General features: G+C 65.6%; 14 protein-coding genes, 1 pseudogene and 1 riboswitch. Of the genes and pseudogenes, 8 read left to right on the forward strand and 7 right to left on the reverse strand.

The window, feature by feature from the left end:
- Positions 1 to 149: 149 nt before the first annotated feature.
- The gene (locus Q8R75_RS03135; protein WP_305613557.1) at positions 150 to 1,196 is read right to left on the reverse strand and encodes a hypothetical protein; all 1,047 of its coding nucleotides are present in this window, start codon (positions 1,194 to 1,196) and stop codon (positions 150 to 152) included.
- The gene (locus Q8R75_RS03140) at positions 1,193 to 2,512 is read right to left on the reverse strand and encodes a TolC family protein (RefSeq protein ID WP_305613558.1); all 1,320 of its coding nucleotides are present in this window, start codon (positions 2,510 to 2,512) and stop codon (positions 1,193 to 1,195) included. Before Q8R75_RS03140 ends, Q8R75_RS03135 begins: the two co-directional genes overlap by 4 nt.
- A gap of 177 nt (positions 2,513 to 2,689) precedes the next feature.
- On the opposite strand from Q8R75_RS03140, the gene Q8R75_RS03145 reads away from it, so the two are divergent.
- A complete protein-coding gene (locus Q8R75_RS03145; RefSeq protein ID WP_305613559.1) occupies positions 2,690 to 3,592 on the forward strand; it encodes a quinoprotein relay system zinc metallohydrolase 2 in 903 nt (300 codons plus the stop codon).
- Between the two features lie 10 nt (positions 3,593 to 3,602).
- Complete coding sequence (locus Q8R75_RS03150; RefSeq protein WP_305613560.1) at positions 3,603 to 4,484, forward strand: quinoprotein dehydrogenase-associated SoxYZ-like carrier; 882 nt, start codon at positions 3,603 to 3,605, stop codon at positions 4,482 to 4,484.
- A 42-nt stretch (positions 4,485 to 4,526) separates the two neighbouring features.
- Here Q8R75_RS03150 and Q8R75_RS03155 read toward each other — a convergent pair whose 3' ends face one another.
- A complete protein-coding gene (locus Q8R75_RS03155; protein ID WP_305613561.1) occupies positions 4,527 to 4,880 on the reverse strand; it encodes a hypothetical protein in 354 nt (117 codons plus the stop codon).
- A gap of 141 nt (positions 4,881 to 5,021) precedes the next feature.
- Between Q8R75_RS03155 and Q8R75_RS03160 the strand changes: the two genes are divergently transcribed.
- The 6 genes from Q8R75_RS03160 to Q8R75_RS03185 all read left to right on the forward strand — a co-directional run bounded on the left by Q8R75_RS03160 (position 5,022) and on the right by Q8R75_RS03185 (position 14,737).
- Complete coding sequence (locus Q8R75_RS03160; RefSeq protein ID WP_305613562.1) at positions 5,022 to 5,945, forward strand: MBL fold metallo-hydrolase; 924 nt, start codon at positions 5,022 to 5,024, stop codon at positions 5,943 to 5,945.
- Positions 5,946 to 6,019: 74 nt separating this feature from the next.
- On the forward strand, positions 6,020 to 7,708 hold the full coding sequence (locus tag Q8R75_RS03165; RefSeq protein WP_305626128.1) for an NAD(P)H-dependent oxidoreductase subunit E: 1,689 nt from the start codon (positions 6,020 to 6,022) through the stop codon (positions 7,706 to 7,708).
- Positions 7,709 to 7,724: 16 nt separating this feature from the next.
- Positions 7,725 to 10,529: a formate dehydrogenase subunit alpha gene (gene fdhF / locus Q8R75_RS03170; RefSeq protein WP_305626127.1), complete on the forward strand. Its 2,805-nt coding sequence runs from the start codon at positions 7,725 to 7,727 to the stop codon at positions 10,527 to 10,529.
- A gap of 95 nt (positions 10,530 to 10,624) precedes the next feature.
- Positions 10,625 to 10,843, forward strand: a riboswitch (cobalamin riboswitch).
- Between the two features lie 141 nt (positions 10,844 to 10,984).
- A complete protein-coding gene (locus tag Q8R75_RS03175) occupies positions 10,985 to 11,782 on the forward strand; it encodes a PEP-CTERM sorting domain-containing protein (RefSeq protein WP_305612020.1) in 798 nt (265 codons plus the stop codon).
- Between the two features lie 33 nt (positions 11,783 to 11,815).
- A complete protein-coding gene (locus Q8R75_RS03180; RefSeq protein ID WP_305612022.1) occupies positions 11,816 to 12,604 on the forward strand; it encodes a DUF4465 domain-containing protein in 789 nt (262 codons plus the stop codon).
- A gap of 54 nt (positions 12,605 to 12,658) precedes the next feature.
- Complete coding sequence (locus Q8R75_RS03185; protein ID WP_305626126.1) at positions 12,659 to 14,737, forward strand: TonB-dependent receptor; 2,079 nt, start codon at positions 12,659 to 12,661, stop codon at positions 14,735 to 14,737.
- Positions 14,738 to 14,739: 2 nt separating this feature from the next.
- On the opposite strand, the pseudogene Q8R75_RS03190 reads toward Q8R75_RS03185, so the two are convergent.
- The 4 genes and pseudogenes from Q8R75_RS03190 to Q8R75_RS03205 all read right to left on the reverse strand — a co-directional run.
- Positions 14,740 to 15,720 (reverse strand): annotated as a pseudogene (locus Q8R75_RS03190) (succinylglutamate desuccinylase/aspartoacylase family protein); the annotation flags it as partial.
- 16 nt (positions 15,721 to 15,736) lie between these two features.
- Positions 15,737 to 17,323, reverse strand: coding sequence for a YdiU family protein (locus tag Q8R75_RS03195; RefSeq protein ID WP_305614566.1), 1,587 nt, complete (start codon positions 17,321 to 17,323; stop codon positions 15,737 to 15,739).
- 68 nt (positions 17,324 to 17,391) lie between these two features.
- Complete coding sequence (locus Q8R75_RS03200) at positions 17,392 to 18,357, reverse strand: GTP-binding protein (protein WP_305614565.1); 966 nt, start codon at positions 18,355 to 18,357, stop codon at positions 17,392 to 17,394.
- Positions 18,354 to 19,298 carry a LysR family transcriptional regulator gene (locus Q8R75_RS03205; protein ID WP_305614564.1) on the reverse strand — a complete coding sequence of 315 codons (945 nt, stop codon included), beginning with the start codon at positions 19,296 to 19,298 and terminating at the stop codon, positions 18,354 to 18,356. The genes Q8R75_RS03200 and Q8R75_RS03205 overlap by 4 nt, the downstream gene beginning before the upstream one ends.
- Positions 19,299 to 19,412 lie beyond the last annotated feature (114 nt).

Here is a 19,412-nt window from a genome sequence, read left to right on the forward strand (position 1 = left end):
TGCGCTCACCCCAACCTGCGGGAAGGTGGTGACACGGAGCTGAGGGAAGCAGGCGTGCTGCGGACGTGCGGTGTCGCGGTGCTGTCGTAGGTTGGGGTGAGCCAGCGAACCCCAACATGCGGCCGCGGCCCGGCAGCGAAAGCGCCCGATCAGTCATCGTTTTCGTCCGCCAGCGTGTGCTTGAGCTCTTCCGACAACAGCAGCTGCGCGCCGCGCGTCACCACGCGGGCGTCATCCTCCAGCTTCGGTGCGAGCCAGCCATCAGGCCGCTGCGAGTCGGCGGGCAGCGCCTGGCGGGTGAATTCCTCCGGTTCGTCATCGTCGCGCACATACACCCAGGGCAGGCCGGCGTACCAGACGACGGCGCTGTTGGGCACCAGCGACAGCATGGTTTCGCCGGTCACGCCGCGTGCCGCGAGGCGGGTACCGGTCGGCAGTACGCGCTCGGACTTGTACAGCCAGGTCTCTCCGGCCGCCTGGGCGAGGCTGCGCGGTGCAGGGCCGATGCGGCGCGCCTCGATGGCGTCGTTGCCATCCGGCAGGCGCAGCAGCATCAGCGGCGGCGCCTCACCGGAACCGCGCAGCGCGACGGCGACCAGCGAATTGCGCCGGTCGGCCAGCCGCTCCAGTTCATCGGGCGCCTCGCCCGTCGCCGATCCGGCCAGCGGGCCCCAGCCGTGAACCAGCCGCGCATGCAGGCCGTCGGCACGGGCGCGCGCAGCGGCCAGCGCGGCACGATCCTGTTCGACCTGGCTGCGCGCCGTCTGCAGCGTGCGCTCCGATACATTGCGGTCATCGCTGAACAGCGCCTGAACGCGATCACGCTCGGTTTCGGCGCGGGCAAGCTGAGCCGCAAGCCGTGCGATGTCGGCGCGCGCTTCATGCAGCAGGCCACGCAGCGCGAACAGTGGCTCCAGGTCAAGCACGGCCGCCTGCGCCTCGTGTTCGGTGCCGGCCCGCACCGCGAGCGGTTGGCCAAGTTCGATGCCGCTCGCCGTCTGGGCGGCGGCAGTCAGGCGCACGCTGGTCAGGCCGTCGGGATTCCGCTCGACCAGTGATGGCACTTCGATATCGTCGTCCGGTTGTTCGCCGTACAGCTTCCACTCGTCGCGGGCGTAATAGACCACTGCCCAAACCAGTGCGATCAGCAGCAGGCCCATCGCAAACAGCAGTTGCTGGGGAGTGATGCGGTTCATGGTGTGGTCTCCGTGGGGCTCGTCATTGCAGACAGCGGGCGCTGCACCGCATCTTCGAGTGCCAGGCGCGATGCGAGGGTTCGCTGGCGGGCATACAGCACCCGGATGTCGGCTTCGATCACGCGCACGCGGGCCAGCAGGCGATCCAGCCGATCGGCATCGCCGCGTGCGTAGCGTTGTTCGGTGCGCGTGGCTTGCAGACGGGCTTCGTCGTGCTCGGCTTCGGCGCCGTCGATGTCCAGTTCGGCCGCCCTGACGCGGGAGCGCGCGTGGTCGAGCGCCACCAGCGCCTGCGACTGCAGCGCGAGGAAATCCTGCGCAGCCATGTCGCGCCGCGCGACCGCTTCGGCGATCGGTCCGGCCTGACGTTGCGCCGCAAACAGCGGCAATGCAGCACCCAGACTCCAGACGGTGGCGCCCTGGTCCCACAGCAGACCGGGCCTGATGCGGATCTCCGGGTACTGCGCGCGCAGTTCAACCGTCAGCGCCGCTTCGGCTGCGTCGTGCAGTGCCAGCGCACGGCGCAGATCGATGCGGTCGAGCGTGGCGTTCGCCCGCAGCGCCCCCATCGCCGGCACCGCGGCCGGCGTGTCAAAGGCGGTGAAATCGATGCGCAGTGCGTCGAGTGCAGACAGCGGCAAGGCGAGCGCCTGCGCAAGATCGCCGCGCGCGCGGATCTGCCGCTGTTCGGCCAATACATAGCGCGATTCGGCCTGTGCCGCGGCGGTGCGGGTCTGCGTCAGTTCGAGCGCATCGGCAGCGCCCAGGTCGTAGCGCTTCTGCATCACCGCCTGGGCTTCCAGCGTGTTGACGACCAGACGATCGAGCAGCGCGAGCTCGGCATTGGCCGACCACAGTTCGATCAGTGCGCGCTGGGCGCTGCTGCGGACGACCCATGCAGCATCGGCCTCGTCGAGCAGTGCCGCGTCGGCCAGCAGGCGGGCGCGCTCGATGCGGGCTTCACGTACCGATTCGCCGGTCAGCGCGAGGTCCAGTGCGAGGCCGACACTCCACGCCGACTGCCCGGGGTCGCGTTCGTTGGTGCGTTCGGTCTCCGGTGCCAGAACGGTGCGCGGCGTGAGGCCAGCGGTCTGCAACTGGGCGCGGGCCAGGGAAGCACGAGCGCGCGCCTGCGCTGCGGCAGGGTGCTGCAGCAGCGCCGCCAGCACAAGCTGCTCGGGTGCCCAGCGTTCCGGCGGCCAGGTCGATACATTCATGCTGCGCTGCTCAAGAAATGCGCGCGTGGCTTCATCGGCCAGCGAACGGCCAAGGAAGGCCGTCTGCAGTGCCTGCGGATCGAGCGGTGCGGGCGGCACCTGTTGCACCGCACATGCGCTGAGGACGATACAGGGAAGCAGCAAGTAGAACGGAGGGGTGAGGCACCGCATCCTGATTTGTTATTCTGGGCAGCTGATCAACACCGAATGCTAACGATGCACGCTGTTGTGCGCAAACGAAGCCCCGGCTGGCGACTCTCATGCATCCACATTTTGATGGGTATGGTGCTGACGATCGCAGCGGCTGGCGTACAGGCGCTGGAGGCGCTTGAGGTCCGGCAGGCGGCGCCCGGTGTCTTCCTGTTCCACGGCGATATCGCCGAGCAGGATGCGCGGAATCTGGGTGCGATATCCAACCTCGGCTTCATCGTCGGCAGCCGCTGCGTGGCGGTTATCGATACCGGCGGCTCGCCAGCTGTTGGCGCTGCGCTGCGCGCCAGCATCCGCAGCAAGACCGACCTGCCCGTGTGCTACGTGATCAACACCCACGTACATCCGGACCACATTCTGGGCAATCAGGCGTTCATTGACGACAAGCCGGTGTTCGTCGGCCATGCCCGGCTGCCTGCCGCGCTGGCGGCGCGCAGCAGCCATTATCTGGCAGCAGCCGAACGTCTGATGGGGGAAGCCGGCAAAGGGCTCCAGCCGGTGCCGCCCTCGCGCACCGTGGCGGACGTGGACGAACTCGATCTGGGCGGGCGGACGCTGAAGCTGCGGGCCTGGCCAACTGCGCATACGGACAACGATCTCACCGTACTGGACGAGGCAACCGGCACGCTGTTTGCCGGCGATCTGCTGTTCGTCGAACACCTGCCGGTGGTGGACGGCAAGATACTTGGCTGGATCAAGGTGGGTGCCGCCCTGGCGGCGATGGACGTGCAGCGCGTAGTGCCAGGTCATGGCGACGCCGGCAGTGCGTGGCGCGAAGCTTTTGCGAAGCAGGGGAACTACCTGCAGGGGCTGGTCGATCAAACCCGTGCAGCGTTGAAAGCCGGAAAGACACTTTCGCAGGCGGTGGGCGAAGTCGCACCGGGTGAGGCAACAGGCTGGGCGCTGGTCGATCTGTTCCACCGGCGCAACGTGACGTCCGCGTTTGCCGAACTCGAATGGGAAGAATGATGGATGGCGCATGTCAGCATTACTGTCAGCAAGCGGTCTGCTGCAGAATGACCACGAGGAGAAGACGATGAAATTCAACAACGGATTGCCGGCGGCACTGGCGGCCTGCATGATCCTGCTGCTGCCGGGGGCGCAGGCGGCTGACGACGGCTCGGATACGCCGATCTGGGGCAAGGTGCGCACGCTGCTGGTCGGCGACCGCCCGGTGATCGAGGATGCGACCGGTTCCGTACTGGAGATCGAAGCGCCGGTGCGTGCCGAAGACGCGGCCGTGGTTCCGGTCTCCGTGCGCACTAAACAGCTGCCGGGTGGTGTCTACGTCAGCAAGGTGCATCTGGTGATCGACGAGAACCCGTCACCGATAGGTGGCACCTTCACCTTCACGCCGCTTGCCGGCCGGGCCGACATCGAAACCCGGGTGCGCATCGAGGCCTACAGCTGGGTACGCGCCATCGCTGAAACGAGCGACGGAAAGGTTTATGTCGCGCGTCGCTTCGTGAAGGCCTCGGGCGGCTGTTCGGCGCCTGCCGGCAAGGACATGGAGGAGGCGCTGGCGCGGCTGGGCAAGATGAAATTCAAGGTCGAAGAGGCCGCAGCAGGCCAGCCCAGCGTTGCGCAATTGATGATAAGCCACCCAAACAGCTCCGGGCTGGCAATGGACCAGATGACCCGGCTGTTCGTACCGCCGCATTTCGTGCGCCGCGTCGAGGTCACCTTCGGCGGAGAACCGGTCATGACCGCGGAGGTCGATTTTTCGATCAGCGAAAATCCGAACTTCAGGTTCTACGTGCTGCCGGCGAAGGAGGGCGTACTGAAGGCGGTGGTGGTCGATTCCAAGGACCTGCGCTTCGAAACTTCAGTGGCGATCAAGCCGGGGTTGCGAGGGTCTTGAGCAGTGCGGCGCAAGCCGCACTGTTGTGTCGCGTGCTTTCAATTACTTGATGAAGCAGCGCTTCTTTGATTCTGCAACGACGTCCAGGTACTTCTTGACCGCGCCTTTTGTTTCATCGGTGCCGCGGAACACGCCGCCGCGTTCGCCACTCATCGACTGGGTGCGGCTGAAGCTCGACAGCTCGACGTACTCGTCATGCGTCAGCTTGGTCGCGATTTCGTCGATCAGGCATGAACACTTGTAGATGTACTCGTGGTTGGTGCCGTAAGCCTGAAGGCATTCGAGCGCAAATTCGACACGCGAACTGGTCGGGTATTCGTTGGCCGCCGTAGCGGGGCCACCCATCAGCAGCGCGCCGAGCGCAGCGATCGTCACGTGGAAGCGATGAAATTTCAAACCGGATCTCCTCATTTGTTATTGATGAACCGCAGGGACTCGCTGGCTGGCATCGACAAAAAGGCTAGCACATCAACGCAGACCGCCGTTTTGCCGCCCGAGTTGCACAGGATTGTTTCCCGATGGCTTTGCGCCGTCATCGTGATTTTCGCGGGAAGTCTGTTCAGCGCAGCGCCCGCGCTCGCGCAGCAACTGCCTGAGCTGCGCCTGACGCCGCTGGCCGAAGGCGTCTACGTGCTGCGTCCGACCTCGTCCGAAGTGAGTCCGGAAAACGCCGGTTTCGTGACCCACATCGGCGTGCTGGTCGATGTACGCGGTCTTGTCGTTGTGGGCACCGGCACCAGCCAGCGCTTTGCGCAGCACCTGCTCGCCTTCGTCGAACGCGAACTGGGCAAACCTGTGATCGCGGCGGTCAATCTTTATGGTGGTGGCGACCATGTGCTGGGCAACCGCGCGTTTGTGTCACGGGGTGTGCCGGTTACAGCGCATATTGAAACAGACCGCTTCATCCGGGCCAGTTGCCATACGTGTGTCGAGCGCCTGACGGCGGCACTGGGCGAAAATATGATGTCAGGTACCGAACCCACCCCCGCAAGCGTGACCTTCGAACATTCAGGCCGGCTGACCGGCGTCTCCCGCAGGCTGACATTGCTGCACTACGGACACACCTTCCAGCCCGGCGCAACCGCGCTGCTGGACGAGGCAAGCGGAACGCTGTTCGCGGGCGAGCTGGCGGCGACGCACTATCTGCCCGATCTGTACAACGCGAGTGAAACCGGCTGGGTCGCCGCCCTTGATGCGCTGATCGCACTGGGCGCGCGACAGGTGGTGCCCGCGCATGGCGCGCCGGGCGGACGTGAAGTTCTCGAAGCGCCGCGCCGTTATTTGCAGCAACTGGTCGAGCGCGTGGATGCGCTGTTCGCAGGCGGCGCAACGCTCGAAGAAGCGCTGGATCAGGTCGAACTGGCGGAATTCCGCGATTGGTATGGCTACGCCCTGTGGCACCGCCGCAACGTGCATTTCGCCTATCTGCACCGGGAGGCCCGTGCCTTCGGCCCGCAGTGAAGTCAGGCGTGGATCAGGACACGGCCCGCAGCCGTGCCCCACACAACAAGATTGATCGATGAGGATGAGCCTACATGTCGGAACCGTTTTCCATACCGCTTGAGCAGATGCGTCGCATGGTCAAGCCCACGCCCAAGGGGCGCCCGCTTGATCCGGTTGCCGTCGAAGAAGTGCAGGCGCTGCTCGGTCGCATGCCGCGCCGTCCGGATCTGCTGATCGAATGCCTGCACCTGTTGCAGGACACCTACCGCGCGGTGCACGCGCGCCATCTCGCCGCACTGGCGGCCGAACTGAAGATGTCGCAGGCCGAGGTATACGAGGTGGCGACGTTCTATCACCACTTCGACGTGCTGCGCGAAGGCGAGGGCGCGCCGGCCGAACTGACCGTGCGCGTGTGCGACACGCTGTCCTGCAAGATGGCCGGAGCGGACGATCTGCTGAAGAAGCTGCCGGGCATCCTGGGCACCAGGGTGCGCGTCATTCCGGCACCCTGTGTCGGCCGCTGCGAACAGGCACCGGTCGTCGTAGTCGGTCAGAACGCGCTGGGCGGCGCCACCGAAGCGGACGTGAAGGCCGCCGTGAAGGCGAATGAATCGACGCATCCGCTGCCCCGTTACGTCGGCTACAAGGCTTACCTCAAAGCCGGTGGCTACCAGTTGTTCCGCGATCTGGTCGAAGGTCGTCGCGATGTCGAGTCGGTCATTCAGGCGATGGAACATTCCGGCCTGCGCGGTCTGGGCGGCGCCGGATTCCCGGCCGGCCGCAAATGGCGCATCGTGCGTGCCGAGGCGGCGCCGCGTCTGATGGCAATCAATATCGACGAGGGCGAACCCGGCACCTTCAAGGACCGCTGGTACCTCGAACGCGATCCGCACCGCTTCCTCGAAGGCATGCTGATCGCCGCCTACTGTGTCGGCATCGGCGAGGTGTATGTCTATCTGCGCGACGAGTACGCGCATGTGCGCGACATCCTGCAGAAGGAACTGAAGAAGCTGTTGGCCGCTCCGCCCTGTGCGCTGCCGCCAATCCACCTGCGCCGCGGCGCGGGCGCCTACATCTGCGGTGAAGAGTCGGCGATGATCGAATCGATCGAAGGCAAGCGCGGCATGCCGCGCCTGCGCCCGCCGTATGTCGCCCAGGTCGGCCTGTTCGGTCATCCGACGCTGGAACACAATATGGAAACCGTGTTCTGGATCCGCGACATCGTGGAGAAGGGCGCGGACTGGTTCGCCGGTCAGGGGCGCAACGGTCGCAAGGGGCTGCGTTCGTTCTCGGTGTCGGGTCGCGTGAAGAAGCCGGGCGTGCATCTGGCACCGGCCGGCATTTCGGTGCGCGAACTGATCGATGAATACTGTGGCGGCATGCAAGCCGGCCATGCCTTCTACGGCTATCTGCCCGGGGGCGCGTCCGGCGGCATCCTGCCAGCCAGTCTGGGCGACATCCCGCTCGACTTCGACACCCTGCAGCCCTACGGCTGCTTCATCGGCTCGGCAGCGGTGATCATCCTGTCCGACCATGACCGCGCGACCGATGCGGCGCGCAACATGATGCATTTCTTCGAACACGAGTCGTGCGGGCAGTGCACGCCCTGCCGCGTCGGCACGGCCAAGATGAACACGCTGATGGAAGCCCCGGTGTGGGACACCGATCTGGTCGAAGAGCTGTCACAGACCATGGTGGACGCGTCGATCTGCGGCCTCGGGCAGGCGGCACCGAATCCGGTGCGCTGCGTCATCAAGTATTTCCCTGACGAAATCAAGTGAAGGGACGGCAATCCAAATGAATGCACCCATTGATGCTTCGGTGATCGCGCAATCGATCGAATTCACGCTCGACGGCCAGTCGATGACGGCCCGTGTCGGCGAAACCATCCTGCAGGCGGCGGCCCGTCAGGGCGTGGACATTCCGCACCTCTGCTACAAGGACGGCTACCGTCCGGACGGCAACTGCCGCGCCTGCGTGGTCGAGATAGACGGCGAACGCGTGCTTGCGCCAAGCTGCTGCCGCGCACCGACGCCCGGCATGAACGTGAAGGCCGAGTCGGAGCGCGCCGTGAAGGCGCAGAAGATGGTGGTTGAGCTGCTGCTGTCGGACATGCCGGACCAGACCTACACACCCGATTCCGAACTGGCGCACTGGGCAGAGAAGCTCGGCGTGACCGGCTCGCGCTTCGAAGGCCGCGATCAGCCGGCATGCGACCAGTCGCATCCGGCGATGAGCGTGAACCTCGACGCCTGCATCCAGTGCAACCGGTGCGTGCGCGCCTGTCGCGAAGAGCAGGGCAATGACGTGATCGGCTATGCCTTCCGCGGTTCGGCGTCGAAGATCGTGTTCGATCAGGACGACCCGATGGGCGCGTCGACCTGCGTGGCGTGCGGCGAATGCGTGCAGGCCTGCCCGACCGGCGCGCTGATGCCGGCCGGTGGCGTCGGCATGGTGAAGATGGACAAGACCGTCGATTCCGTCTGTCCGTACTGCGGCGTTGGCTGCCAGCTGACTTATCACGTCAAGGACGACCGCGTACTGATGGTGAGCGGCCGCGACGGTCCGGCCAACGAAGAGCGCCTGTGCGTCAAGGGCCGCTTCGGTTTCGACTACGCGCGTCACCCGCAGCGTCTCACGAAGCCGCTGATCCGCCGTGCCGATGCACCGAAGCACAAGAATTTCGTCGTCGATCCGGGCAATCCGCTGTCGGCCTTCCGCGAAGCCAGCTGGGAAGAAGCGATCGAGTACGCAACCAGCCGGCTGCGCACCATCCGCGACACCAAGGGGCCGAACGCTCTGGCCGGTTTCGGTTCAGCCAAGGGCTCGAACGAAGAGGCCTACCTGTTCCAGAAGCTGATCCGCACCGGCTTTGGTACCAACAACGTCGATCACTGCACACGCCTGTGCCATGCCTCGTCGGTTGCGGCGCTGCTGGAAGCGGTCGGTTCGGGCGCAGTGTCGAACCCGGTACGCGATGTGCTGCACTCGGACGTGATCTTCCTGATCGGCGCCAATCCGCTGGTCAATCACCCGGTGGGCGCGACCTGGATCAAGAACGCGGTCAGGCAGGGTGCGCGCCTCATCGTGTGCGATCCGCGCCGCAACGACCTGCAGCGCTACGCCACGCACTTCCTGCAGTTCAAGCCGGACACCGACGTGGCCATGCTGAACGCGATGATGCACGTCATCATCGAAGAAGGTCTGGTCGACGAGGCGTTCGTGCGCGACCGCACTTCGGGTTTCGATGCGCTGAAGAAGAACGTCGCCGATTTCAGTCCGGAGCGCATGGCCAAGATCTGCGGCATTCCGGCCGAAACGCTGCGCGAGGTGGCACGCATGTTCGCGACCTCGAAGGCGTCGATGATCCTGTGGGGCATGGGCGTGTCGCAGCATGTTCATGGCACCGACAATGCACGCTGCCTGATTTCGATGGTCATGATGACCGGCCAGATCGGTCGACGCGGCACCGGCCTGCATCCGCTGCGCGGCCAGAACAATGTGCAGGGTGCCTCCGACGCCGGCCTGATACCGATGGTGTTCCCGGACTACCAGGCGGTCGGCAACAAGACCATCCGCGACAAGTTCGAAGAACTGTGGGGCAGCCGTCTCGATGCCAACCCCGGTCTGACCGTGGTTGAAATCATGGACGCCATCCATGCCGGCAAGCTCAATGGCTGCTACATCATGGGCGAAAATCCGGCCATGTCCGATCCGGATGTCGAGCACGCCCGCGATGCGCTGGCCAAGCTCGATTGCCTGGTCGTGCAGGACATCTTCCTGACCGAAACCGCCTACTTCGCGGATGTCGTGCTGCCAGCGTCGGCCTTCCCGGAGAAGACCGGCACCTTCACCAATACCGACCGTCAGGTGCAACTGGGTCGTCAGGCGATCAATCCGCCGGGCGATGCGCGACAGGACCTGTGGATCATCCAGCAGATGGCCAACGGCATGGGGCTGGACTGGCATTACGACGGCGCGAAGGACGTGTTCAACGAAATGCGCAAGGCGATGCATTCGATCGCCGGCATCACGTGGGAGCGGCTGGAAGCCGAGCACTCGGTTACCTATCCGTGCGAAAACGAGGGCGACCCGGGCGACGAGGTGGTGTTCATCGAGCGCTTCCCGACCCAGTCCGGTCGCGCCAAGCTGGTGCCGGCCAAACTGATCAGCGCCAACGAGAAGCCGGACGCCGACTTCCCGATGGTGCTGATCACCGGCCGCCAGCTTGAACACTGGCATACCGGTTCAATGACGCGCCGGGCGTCGGTACTCGACAACATCGAGCCGATCGCCACGGTCACGATCAACCCGGCCGACATGGCGAAGCTGAAGCTGCGGCCGGGCGAGGTCGTCACGGTCGAATCACGCCGCGGCAAGATCGCGCTGTACGCGCGTGTCGATGGCAACGTGCCGGTCGGCGCCGTGTTCATCCCGTTTGCGTATTACGAAGCAGCCGCCAATATGCTGACCAATCCGGCGCTGGACCCGTTCGGCAAGATTCCGGAGTTCAAGTATTGCGCGGTGCGGTTGAAAAAGGGCGGAATGCCGACCCGACTGTCGTCCTACGGCGGCGGTCAGGCGAAGATGGTAACTGCTTGATACATCGTGCGATAAAGAAAGACCGGGGCCGAGTGCCCCGGTTTTTTTTGATCCTGCACCGGGTATTGTCATTGACGACAGGCGAGGCTGACGGATACCCTGCGCGTGCTTCAGGTGCCCTGACCAGCGTTCGCTGCGATGGGTGAAACGGGAAGTCCGGTGAGTGCCTGCAATCAGGTCGCAATCCCGGCGCTGCCCCCGCAACGGTAAGCGAGTTGTAGCGATCCATTCAGCCACTGTGCATGACGCATGGGAAGGCGGGTCGCGCATTTCCCTCGCGAGCCCGGAGACCGGCCTGACGCATTTGACCGATGGCTGCGGTGGGCGGCGGAGGTGCGCATTTCCTTTGCCCGGTCGCTTTTCCGCGCAGGTCGTGCGTCGCTTCCCCTTTGCTTCAGACCATCGGATTTCCGCAATTCGCCGGCGGGTGCTGCCGGCGCTGCAAGGAGGTCTGCATGCGTACCATTCTTCTCACATCCCTTATCGGACTGGCGTTTGCCGGGTCTGCCCAGGCCGGCCCATTTGCGCCGGCCGCCGGTCAGGCCGGCTCGACCGCCATCAGCAAGGACAGCCCGGCTTTCGTCCAGTGGGCGACCGGCTATCTCGACTATCTGCCCGGTCCCAACGTCGACGCCACGTGGCAGACGCCGCAAAAGGGTCTGGGCGTGGCCCAGGGCGGCGCGACCGACATCGTCGTGCTTGGCGACGGCGGCAGCATCACACTCACCTTCGACGGCTACATCACGAACGGCGCAGGCGCCGATTTTGCAGTATTCGAAAACGGCTTCATGGACACCTTCCTTGAACTGGCGTTCGTCGAGGTGTCGTCCAACGGTACCGATTTCTTCCGCTTTCCGAACTTCTCGTTCACGGCCAGCCCGGTCGGCGGCTTCGGCCTGATTGACCCGACCAATATCGACGGTCTGGCCGGCAAGTACCGCGCCGGTTTCGGCACGCCGTTCGATCTCGAGGTGCTGAGCGGCGTCGCCGGACTGGACGTGAACAAGGTGCAGTACGTGCGCCTGATCGACGTGGTCGGCAATGGTTCGACCTTCGACAGCTTCCCGGCCGAATACGGCGGGCCGCACCCCATCTACGACCCGTACCCGACCACCGGCAGCAGCGGCTTCGACCTCGACGCAGTCGGCGTCATCCACTACGCGGCACTGCCGGCCGTGCCCGAGCCGTCGCAGTGGGCGATGTACTGCGCCGCACTCGGCCTGCTCGGTCTGGTCGCCCGCCGCCGCGGCTGATTCTGCCTCCGCTCACCACGAAAGATTTCCGACATGAAAAAAACACTCATCACGCTCGCGCTGGGCGCACTGGCCGCCAGCCATGCCGCTTATGCCGCAACCACCGTAGCCACTTTCGACGACCTGCCGCTGGCGCCCGAAAGCCACTTCTTCCCGCAAGTGACGACCACCTTCACCAGCGGAGCGGCCACGTTCAATCACACTTTCACAAACTTCGGCGGCGGCTGCTGCCATGTTGACTGGGTGTATTCCAACCGCACCGACACGACGACCGGCAACTACACCAATCAGCACAGCGCGATCACCGGCGGCGGTGCCGACGGATCGGGTCATTACGCGATCGCCAACTTCGGCGCGCCGACTGTCAGCTTTGCGTCGGCCGTCAGCGTGCAGGGTGCGTACTTCACCAACACGACGTTCACCGGCCTTACCCTGCTCACCGGCGACTTCTTCTCGAAAAAGTTCGGCGGCGCCAGCGGCAATGACCCCGACTATTTGAAGCTGACCATCCTCGGCAAGGACGCCGGCGGTGCGACGACCGGCAGCGTCGACTTCATGCTGGCCGACTACCGGTTCGACGACAACACGCAGGACTACGTGGTGACCGACTGGCGCTGGGTCGATCTGACGGCACTGGGCAGCGTCAGCAGCCTGCAGTTCGCGCTGGCGTCGAGCGACAGCGGTGAATTCGGCATCAACACGCCGGCCTATTTCGCGCTCGACAATCTGACTGTCACCGCCGTGCCGGAACCCGAACAGGCCGCGTTGCTGCTGGCCGGTCTTGCGCTGGTCGGCGCAATCGCGCGTCGCCGTCGCGGCTGATCCATTCCGGGGGTCACCCGCACGCCTTCAGCGGCGTGCGGGTGAGGTGTATTGATGCATTACTTCTGCCTGTTACTGTTGTTGCCCGTGTTGCCGGGCCTGGCGTTTGCACAAGCCTCGGCGCAGCGCCTGCACGAACTGGACGAAGTCGTCGTCAGTGCGCCGTCGGCGGCCGACACCTTGCGTATGGTGCCTCACAGCGTCTCCATCATCACCACCGAAGACATCGAGCGTTCGCCGTCACGCACCGTGGCCGAGGTGCTGGGTCGTGAAGCCAACCTCAATATCCAGAGCTATTTCGGCCGCGACAAGGGCGCCACCGTCGACATGCGCGGCTTCGGCGCCACGGCGGTCAGCAATGTGCTGGTGCTGGTCGACGGGGTCAGGCTGAACGCATCGGATCTTTCCGGCGCCGATCTGTCGTCGGTCGCGCTGTCGCAGGTCGAACGCATCGAAGTGCTGCGCGGCGGAGGGGCGGTGCGCTACGGTGACGGCGCGGTCGGCGGCATCATCCATGTGCTGACAAGGCGTCCGCGCAGCGGGCCGCTGAAAGGTGAATTCGAGGCGCGCACCTCTTCGTATGACACGCAGGAACTGCGCTTCAGCGCGTCCGGCGGTTCCGGGCCGCTGTCCGGCCGCATCGATGTCGGTCGGCTCGACGGCGACGGCTACCGTGACAACGACGAACAGCGCCGGCGCGATACGGCGGCCGAGCTGCGCATCACGCCTGATGGCCCGCTGTCCTTCATGGACGTGCTGCTTCGCGTGTCGCGCCACACCGATGAATACAAGTTGCCTGGTCCGGTGTCGCGCGAACGCTTCCTGTCCGGCAGCGCTGCGCTGCGTCGCTCGAGCACCGCGTCCCCGCTTGACGGCGGCAGTACCGACGACCGCAAGTTCGGCACGCTGTGGCGCTTCGATGTGGGCGATTTCGGCCTGATCGAGTTCCAGACCGATCACCGCACGCGCGACAACCCGTATCTGATCGGTATCAATCCGGCACTGCCGCTGAGCGATCAGCAATACACGATCGAATCAACGCGGCGAGACGTGCAGCTGCGCTACGACCTCGAGTACAGCGTCTTCGGCCGCGTCCATTCGTTCGGCGCCGGCTTCGTCACACAGTCGTCCGACTACCTGCGTCGTGACGCCGGCCGCACCGTGATCGACCAGTCCAGGCTGCGTACCGGCGACCTGAACGGTCAGGCCTGGTATGCCGAGACGGTGTTCCGCGCGACCGATGCGCTGCGCCTGAACGCTGGCTGGCGCAGCGATGACACGAAAAGCCGTACCGAAGCAGCCACCTACCGGCGCACCTGCCAGTTCCAGAACGTGTTCATTCCGGGCCTGGGCCTCATCCCGGTGGAAATTCCGGGCAGTTGCGTCACTGGCCTCGAAGCTGACAGCCGTTACGTGTCGAGCACGAAAAGCCATGCCGCGGAGCTGGGCGTGAGCTGGCAGCCGGTGAAAGCGCTGGTGGCGTTTGCCAGCGTATCGCGCAACTTCCGCAACCCGAACATCGACGAACTGGCGCTCGCGTCGTCCGATCTGCGCGCGCAGCGCGGACGCACGATCGAAGCCGGCATGCGCCTGCAGCCCGATGACAGGCTGTCACTCGGGCTGACGCTGTTCCGACTGCGCAATCAGGATGAAATCTACTTCGACAGCACCGGCGTGCCGAGCGTGAACCGCAACTACGACCTGCCGACCCAGCGCACCGGCGTTGAGCTGGAAACGCGCTGGCAGCCGTCGACCGCGTGGCTGTTCGCTGCCAATGCCGGCTATGTGCAGCCGCGTTTCAAAGGTACCGACGCCGACATTCCGCTGGTGCCGCGCTGGACGGCGAATGCGCGCGCCGAATGGCTGCAGACGCCGTCGCTGCGCTGGATCGTTGCAGCACGTCATGCCGGCCGACGCTTCGACGGCAACGACCTCGACAATCGCAGCTTCGCCGAACTGCCGTCCTACACGGTGTTCGATCTTGCGCTGCGCCTCGATCTGGGCGGTGGTGCGCAACTGGCGGCTGGCATCAACAATGTGTTCGACAAGGTGTACTCGACCATTGCCTTTTCGGAAACTTACTATCCGATGTCCGAGCGCAATGGCTACGCCAGCCTGCGCTGGCGCTTCTGAGGTCAGTTCCGGTGCGGCACCCGCGTGCTGCGCTGCGCGAAATAGAACCACTCGTTGCCCGGTGACGAGGTCGGATTCGGAAACACGATGTAGCCGTCCTGCGGCGCCGTGACCGCCGTGCCGTCGTGGCGGCGGCCGATCAATTCGCCGGCCCTGACCGGGTCGAAGCTGCACCAGGGGCGCGCGAACTGATCGTCGGGGTGCAACCGGTCCACCACTTCGGTCAGACGCAGCAGCTCGAAATCTTCGCGTGCTGGCGTCGAGGGTTGTTCCACCAGTCCGAGATGCGCCAGCGTATTGCGGATGGCGCGCCAGGCGAATTCAGGCGCGGCCGGATCGTCGTGCTGGCCGCATTCCAGCGTCACTGCATAGCCGCCCATGCGGCGCATGTATTCGGTGGTGCCGATGCCGTAGTCCGGATCGGTCGACAACAGGTGGGCGCGTTCGGTCGGCGCGGTGCGGGCCAGTCGCTTGCGCACGCCGGTCGCGTAGGTGTCGAGCCAGCCCTCGACCAGACGGCGCGCACCGAGCCGCAGCGCCAGTGCCTCTTCAGCAGCCGCGTGCGAGAAGGCTTCCAGCGTGCCATCGTTGTCCTGCGGCCCCAGCATGGCGAACGGTTCGCCGCCGGTGTGGAAGGAATGCAAGTCGAGCAGCACGTCGTGCGCGGCGAGCAGCGGGCACAGCACGTTGGCGATGCGGTCCTCATAGTCCAGCGGCTCGGCAACCGGACGCAGGTTGCGGTTCAGATTGCGGTCGCCGGCGCGCCGCTTCAGCGTCCAGGCGAGCGGATTGGTGATCGGCACGAAGGTGACGGTGCCGCGCACGATGACCAGATCGCCGCGCGCCAGTTCGTCGAGCACGCGCTCGATGCCGCGCGTGCCGCCGATTTCGTTGCCGTGTACGGCGCCGAGCACGATCAGGCGCGGCCCGGCTTCGAGACCGTGGAAGGTGTGTGAGGTAAGGCTGTGCGTGGACGGATTCATCGGGAGGAGAAGTAGCTCAGGAACTGCAGGACAGGGCGGAACAGCCGGCTTTGTTGCGCGCCCATTCGGGACGACGACCGGCCAGCTCGTCGAATTCGGGTTGTTCGTCGTACGGGCGCTGCATCATCTTCAGCAGCCGCTCGATCATCGCGGTGTCACCTGCGCCCGCATCGTCGATGGCGCGCTGCGCCAGCCAGTTGCGCACGATGTATTTCGGGTTGGTCGCGTTCATGCGCGCGATGCGTGCCGCGTCCGCTTCGCCGCCATCCGTGACACGCTGCGCCCAGCGCTGCAACCATGCGAGCAGCGTGCGACCGTGTTCTGCCGAAGGCCCGTCACCGCTGTAGAAGGCTTCATGCAATGGCGCCAGTGCCGCCGCATCGCCCGCGAGGGCCGCAGCAACCGGCACCGCGGCCAGTCTGCGGAAGAAAATCGTGAAGTCGCATTCTTCCGCCTGCAGCAGCTGGAACAGTTCGCTGCGCATGGCCTGTTCGGCCTCGTCAGCGGCCGCCGGCAAGCCCAGCTTGTCGGCCAGCATGAGCGTCCAGCGCTCGGAGAAGGTCTGTTCGTAGCCCTCCAGTGCGGCATCGATCGCGGCCTGATCGTCGATCAGCGGCGACAGCGCGGCGGCGAGCCGGGTCAGGTTCCAGTAGCCGATCTGCGGCTGACGGCCGTAGCAGTAGCGTCGGCCCTGTGCATCGGTGGTGTTCGGCGTCCACATCATGTCGACGCCCTCGAGCCAGCCATAGGGGCCGTAATCGATCGTCAGGCCGAGGATGGACATGTTGTCGGTGTTCATGACGCCATGCACGAAACCCACGCGCATCCACTCGACCATCAGCACTGCGGTGCGGCGGCAGATTTCGGCGAACCAGTCGGCGTAACCGGTGATGTCCGGGAAGTGGTGCGTCATCACCCAGTCGGCGAGCTGGCGCTGCAGGGCCAGCTCTTCATGCGAGGCGAGGATTTCGAAGTGGCCGAAGCGCACGAAGCAGGGGGCGACGCGGCACACGATGGCGCCGGGCTCGTATTCGGGATGCCCGTCGTAGAACATGTCGCGCACCACGCGGTCGCCTGTCGTGACGAGGCTCAGTGCGCGCGTGGTTGGAATGCCGAGGTGGAACATGGCCTCGCTGCACAGGAATTCGCGCAGCGACGAGCGCAGCACGGCACGTCCATCAGCACGCCGCGAGTAGGGCGTCGGGCCGGCGCCCTTGAGCTGCAGTTCCTGCCGCTGACCCGCGGTATCGATCATTTCGCCCAGCGTGATGGCGCGGCCGTCGCCGAGCTGGCCGGCCCAGTTGCCGAACTGGTGGCCACCGTAGCGCGCCGCATACGGCTGCATGCCGGGCAGGATGCGGTTGCCGGCAAGCGCCTCGACCGCTGCATCGACGCGCGCCGGTCGGCGCAACCCGAGCTGGGCGCCCAGCACGTCCGACCAGGCCAGCAGTTCGGGTGCCGCGACCGGCGTCGGCGAGGTCAGCGTGTAGGACGCATCGATGACCGGGCGCGAGCGCATGTCGGCCGAAGGGTCGGCGGGCAGACTGCGCACGAACAGGTTGTCGAACTCGATTTCATCGAGCCGTCGGGCGGCAATGGGCATGGACGTTGAACTCAGGCGAGGCAGGGCGTACGCAGACTCTATTGTGAGCGATGTGTGTGGCTGCGGGTTCAATCGCGCCCGAGCAGCGCCACATATTCGCGCAGCGCGTCGGCGTCGATGTCGCGCGTGATGAACACGACGATCGATCCACGGCCCGCGTCCGGCCATTCAGCCAGCGGCGTCGGCGGATGAAGCGTGTGCTGCATGCCATGTATCGCCACCGGCCCGTTGTGCCCCTCGACATCGAACAGCGCCTTCATGCGCAGCAGGCCTGGGCCTGCGATGCCCGGCCAGCCGGCGAGCCAGGCGTCCAGTCGCTCAGCGGCAATCGGCCGCTCGAAGGCATAGCTGTCCGCGCGAATGGCGTGCGGTGCGTCCGTCATCACGGGATGAAAGCGCGCTGACCGGGGCGGTGGCGCATCAAGCAGCGCCATCAGCCCGGCGTCATCGGCCGTCGCCTGAAGGTCGGTATGTGGCGCAAAGGGATTGATGCGTTCGAGCTTGGTACGCAGCACACCGAGCGCGTGGGCGTCGGACAAATCCGACTTGCTGATCAGCAGGCGGTCGGCGGCGGCGATCTGGCGTACGGCTTCATCCTGTGTCGCCAGCGTGCCCGCGGCGTGCAGCGCGTCCACAACGGTCAGCGTGCAGTGCAGACGGTAGCGGGCGGCGATGCGGGCGTCCTGCGTCAGCGTGCGCAGGATGGGCGCCGGGTCGGCGAGACCGGTCGTTTCTATGACGATGCGTTCGAACTGCCGGCGCCCGACGCGCGCGAAGCGCCAGTGCGCGTCGCGCAGCGTCTGCGCCAGATCACCACGCAGGCTGCAGCAGACGCATCCGCCCGGCAGTTCGACCACCGGCTGTTCCGCCGAGTGGGTCACCAGCAGATGGTCGAGCGAGGCGTCGCCGTACTCGTTGATGATGACCAGCGTGTCGGCCATTCCGGGTGAGGCGAGCAGGCGGTTCAGCAGCGTGGTCTTTCCGCTGCCCAAAAAACCGGTCAGCAGGATGATCGGAAGCGGGCGGTCGCTCATGCGGGCACGCCGTCGAGCAGCGCGGCGCGGGTGCGCGGACTCGCCAGTTGCTGCAGCCACCAGTCGAGCGCGCGACCGCGCGGGCCGGTGCGCCAGGCGATCGAGAAGCGGGCGACCTTCGTGTCGCCGGTGTCCTTCGCCACCAGTCGCCCGGCCGCGATGTGGGCGCGCACGCGGCTTTCCGGCAGGAAGCCGCAACCCAGACCGCGCAGCTGTGCGTCGATCTTCATGTCGAGCGTCGGCACGGTGAGTACGTCCTGTCCCGGCTGCAGATTGCGCGATACGGGCGACAGTTTCAGCGCGCTGTCGGCGATGGCGACGGCGCGATGCATGCGGATGACTGCCGGTGTCAGCACGGACGCGATGCGTGCCAGCGGATGCTGCGGTGCCACGACGAACACGAATGGAACGTCGCCCAGCGGCTCGATCTGCACGCCGCTGACCCGGCTGTCGTCGGCATCGACGCCGATCGCCAGGTCGGCCGAACCGGTCAGCAAGGCCTCCCAGGTGCCGGACAGCACCTCCTGGCGCAGCCGGATGCGCGTGGGTGGCGGCAGTCGGGCGGTGTCGCGCTGGCCGTAGAAAGCGTCCACCAGATCGAGCAGCGTATGCGGACAGAACAGTGCGTTGGCGGCGATCGCGAGCTGGCCTTCCCAGCCGCTGGCGACCCGCTTCACGCGGCTGGCGACGGCATCCATCTCGATCAGCAGGCGACGCCCTTCCGACAGCAGTTCGCGACCGGCCGGCGTCAGAACGGCGCTGCGGCTGGCGCGATCGAACAGCAGCACGTCGAGTGCGTCTTCCAGCTGACGCACGCTGTAGCTGAGCGCCGACGGCACCTTGCCGAGCACGCGCGCCGCGGCGGCAAAGCTGCCGGCTTCGTCGATGGTGGCGATCAGGCGGATCGCTTCAGGGTTCAGCGGGTGGTCGTGGTCGCTCATGGGGTGTTCAGGGGGTGAGGTGGCCGGGCGGCAGGCCCTGCGTTCGCGCGTGACTGGAGATCAAATATTTTGAATGATGATATCAGCGCCATGCGGACACGCCAGTGTTCCAGA

Source organism: Methyloversatilis sp., from assembly GCF_030696805.1.
GTDB lineage: Bacteria > Pseudomonadota > Gammaproteobacteria > Burkholderiales > Rhodocyclaceae > Methyloversatilis.

Bases quoted from the DNA above. Each gene is read 5' to 3' on its own strand.
- Q8R75_RS03195 (WP_305614566.1), bottom strand. From the start codon at position 17,323: ATGCCCATTGCCGCCCGACGGCTCGATGAAATCGAGTTCGACAACCTG.
- Q8R75_RS03200 (WP_305614565.1), bottom strand. From the start codon at position 18,357: ATGAGCGACCGCCCGCTTCCGATCATCCTGCTGACCGGTTTTTTGGGC.
- Q8R75_RS03175 (WP_305612020.1), top strand. From the start codon at position 10,985: ATGCGTACCATTCTTCTCACATCCCTTATCGGACTGGCGTTTGCCGGG.
- Q8R75_RS03205 (WP_305614564.1), bottom strand. From the start codon at position 19,298: ATGAGCGACCACGACCACCCGCTGAACCCTGAAGCGATCCGCCTGATC.
- Q8R75_RS03145 (WP_305613559.1), top strand. From the start codon at position 2,690: ATGGGTATGGTGCTGACGATCGCAGCGGCTGGCGTACAGGCGCTGGAG.
- Q8R75_RS03165 (WP_305626128.1), top strand. From the start codon at position 6,020: ATGTCGGAACCGTTTTCCATACCGCTTGAGCAGATGCGTCGCATGGTC.
- Q8R75_RS03135 (WP_305613557.1), bottom strand. From the start codon at position 1,196: ATGAACCGCATCACTCCCCAGCAACTGCTGTTTGCGATGGGCCTGCTG.
- Q8R75_RS03180 (WP_305612022.1), top strand. From the start codon at position 11,816: ATGAAAAAAACACTCATCACGCTCGCGCTGGGCGCACTGGCCGCCAGC.
- Q8R75_RS03185 (WP_305626126.1), top strand. From the start codon at position 12,659: ATGCATTACTTCTGCCTGTTACTGTTGTTGCCCGTGTTGCCGGGCCTG.
- fdhF (WP_305626127.1), top strand. From the start codon at position 7,725: ATGAATGCACCCATTGATGCTTCGGTGATCGCGCAATCGATCGAATTC.
- Q8R75_RS03150 (WP_305613560.1), top strand. From the start codon at position 3,603: ATGTCAGCATTACTGTCAGCAAGCGGTCTGCTGCAGAATGACCACGAG.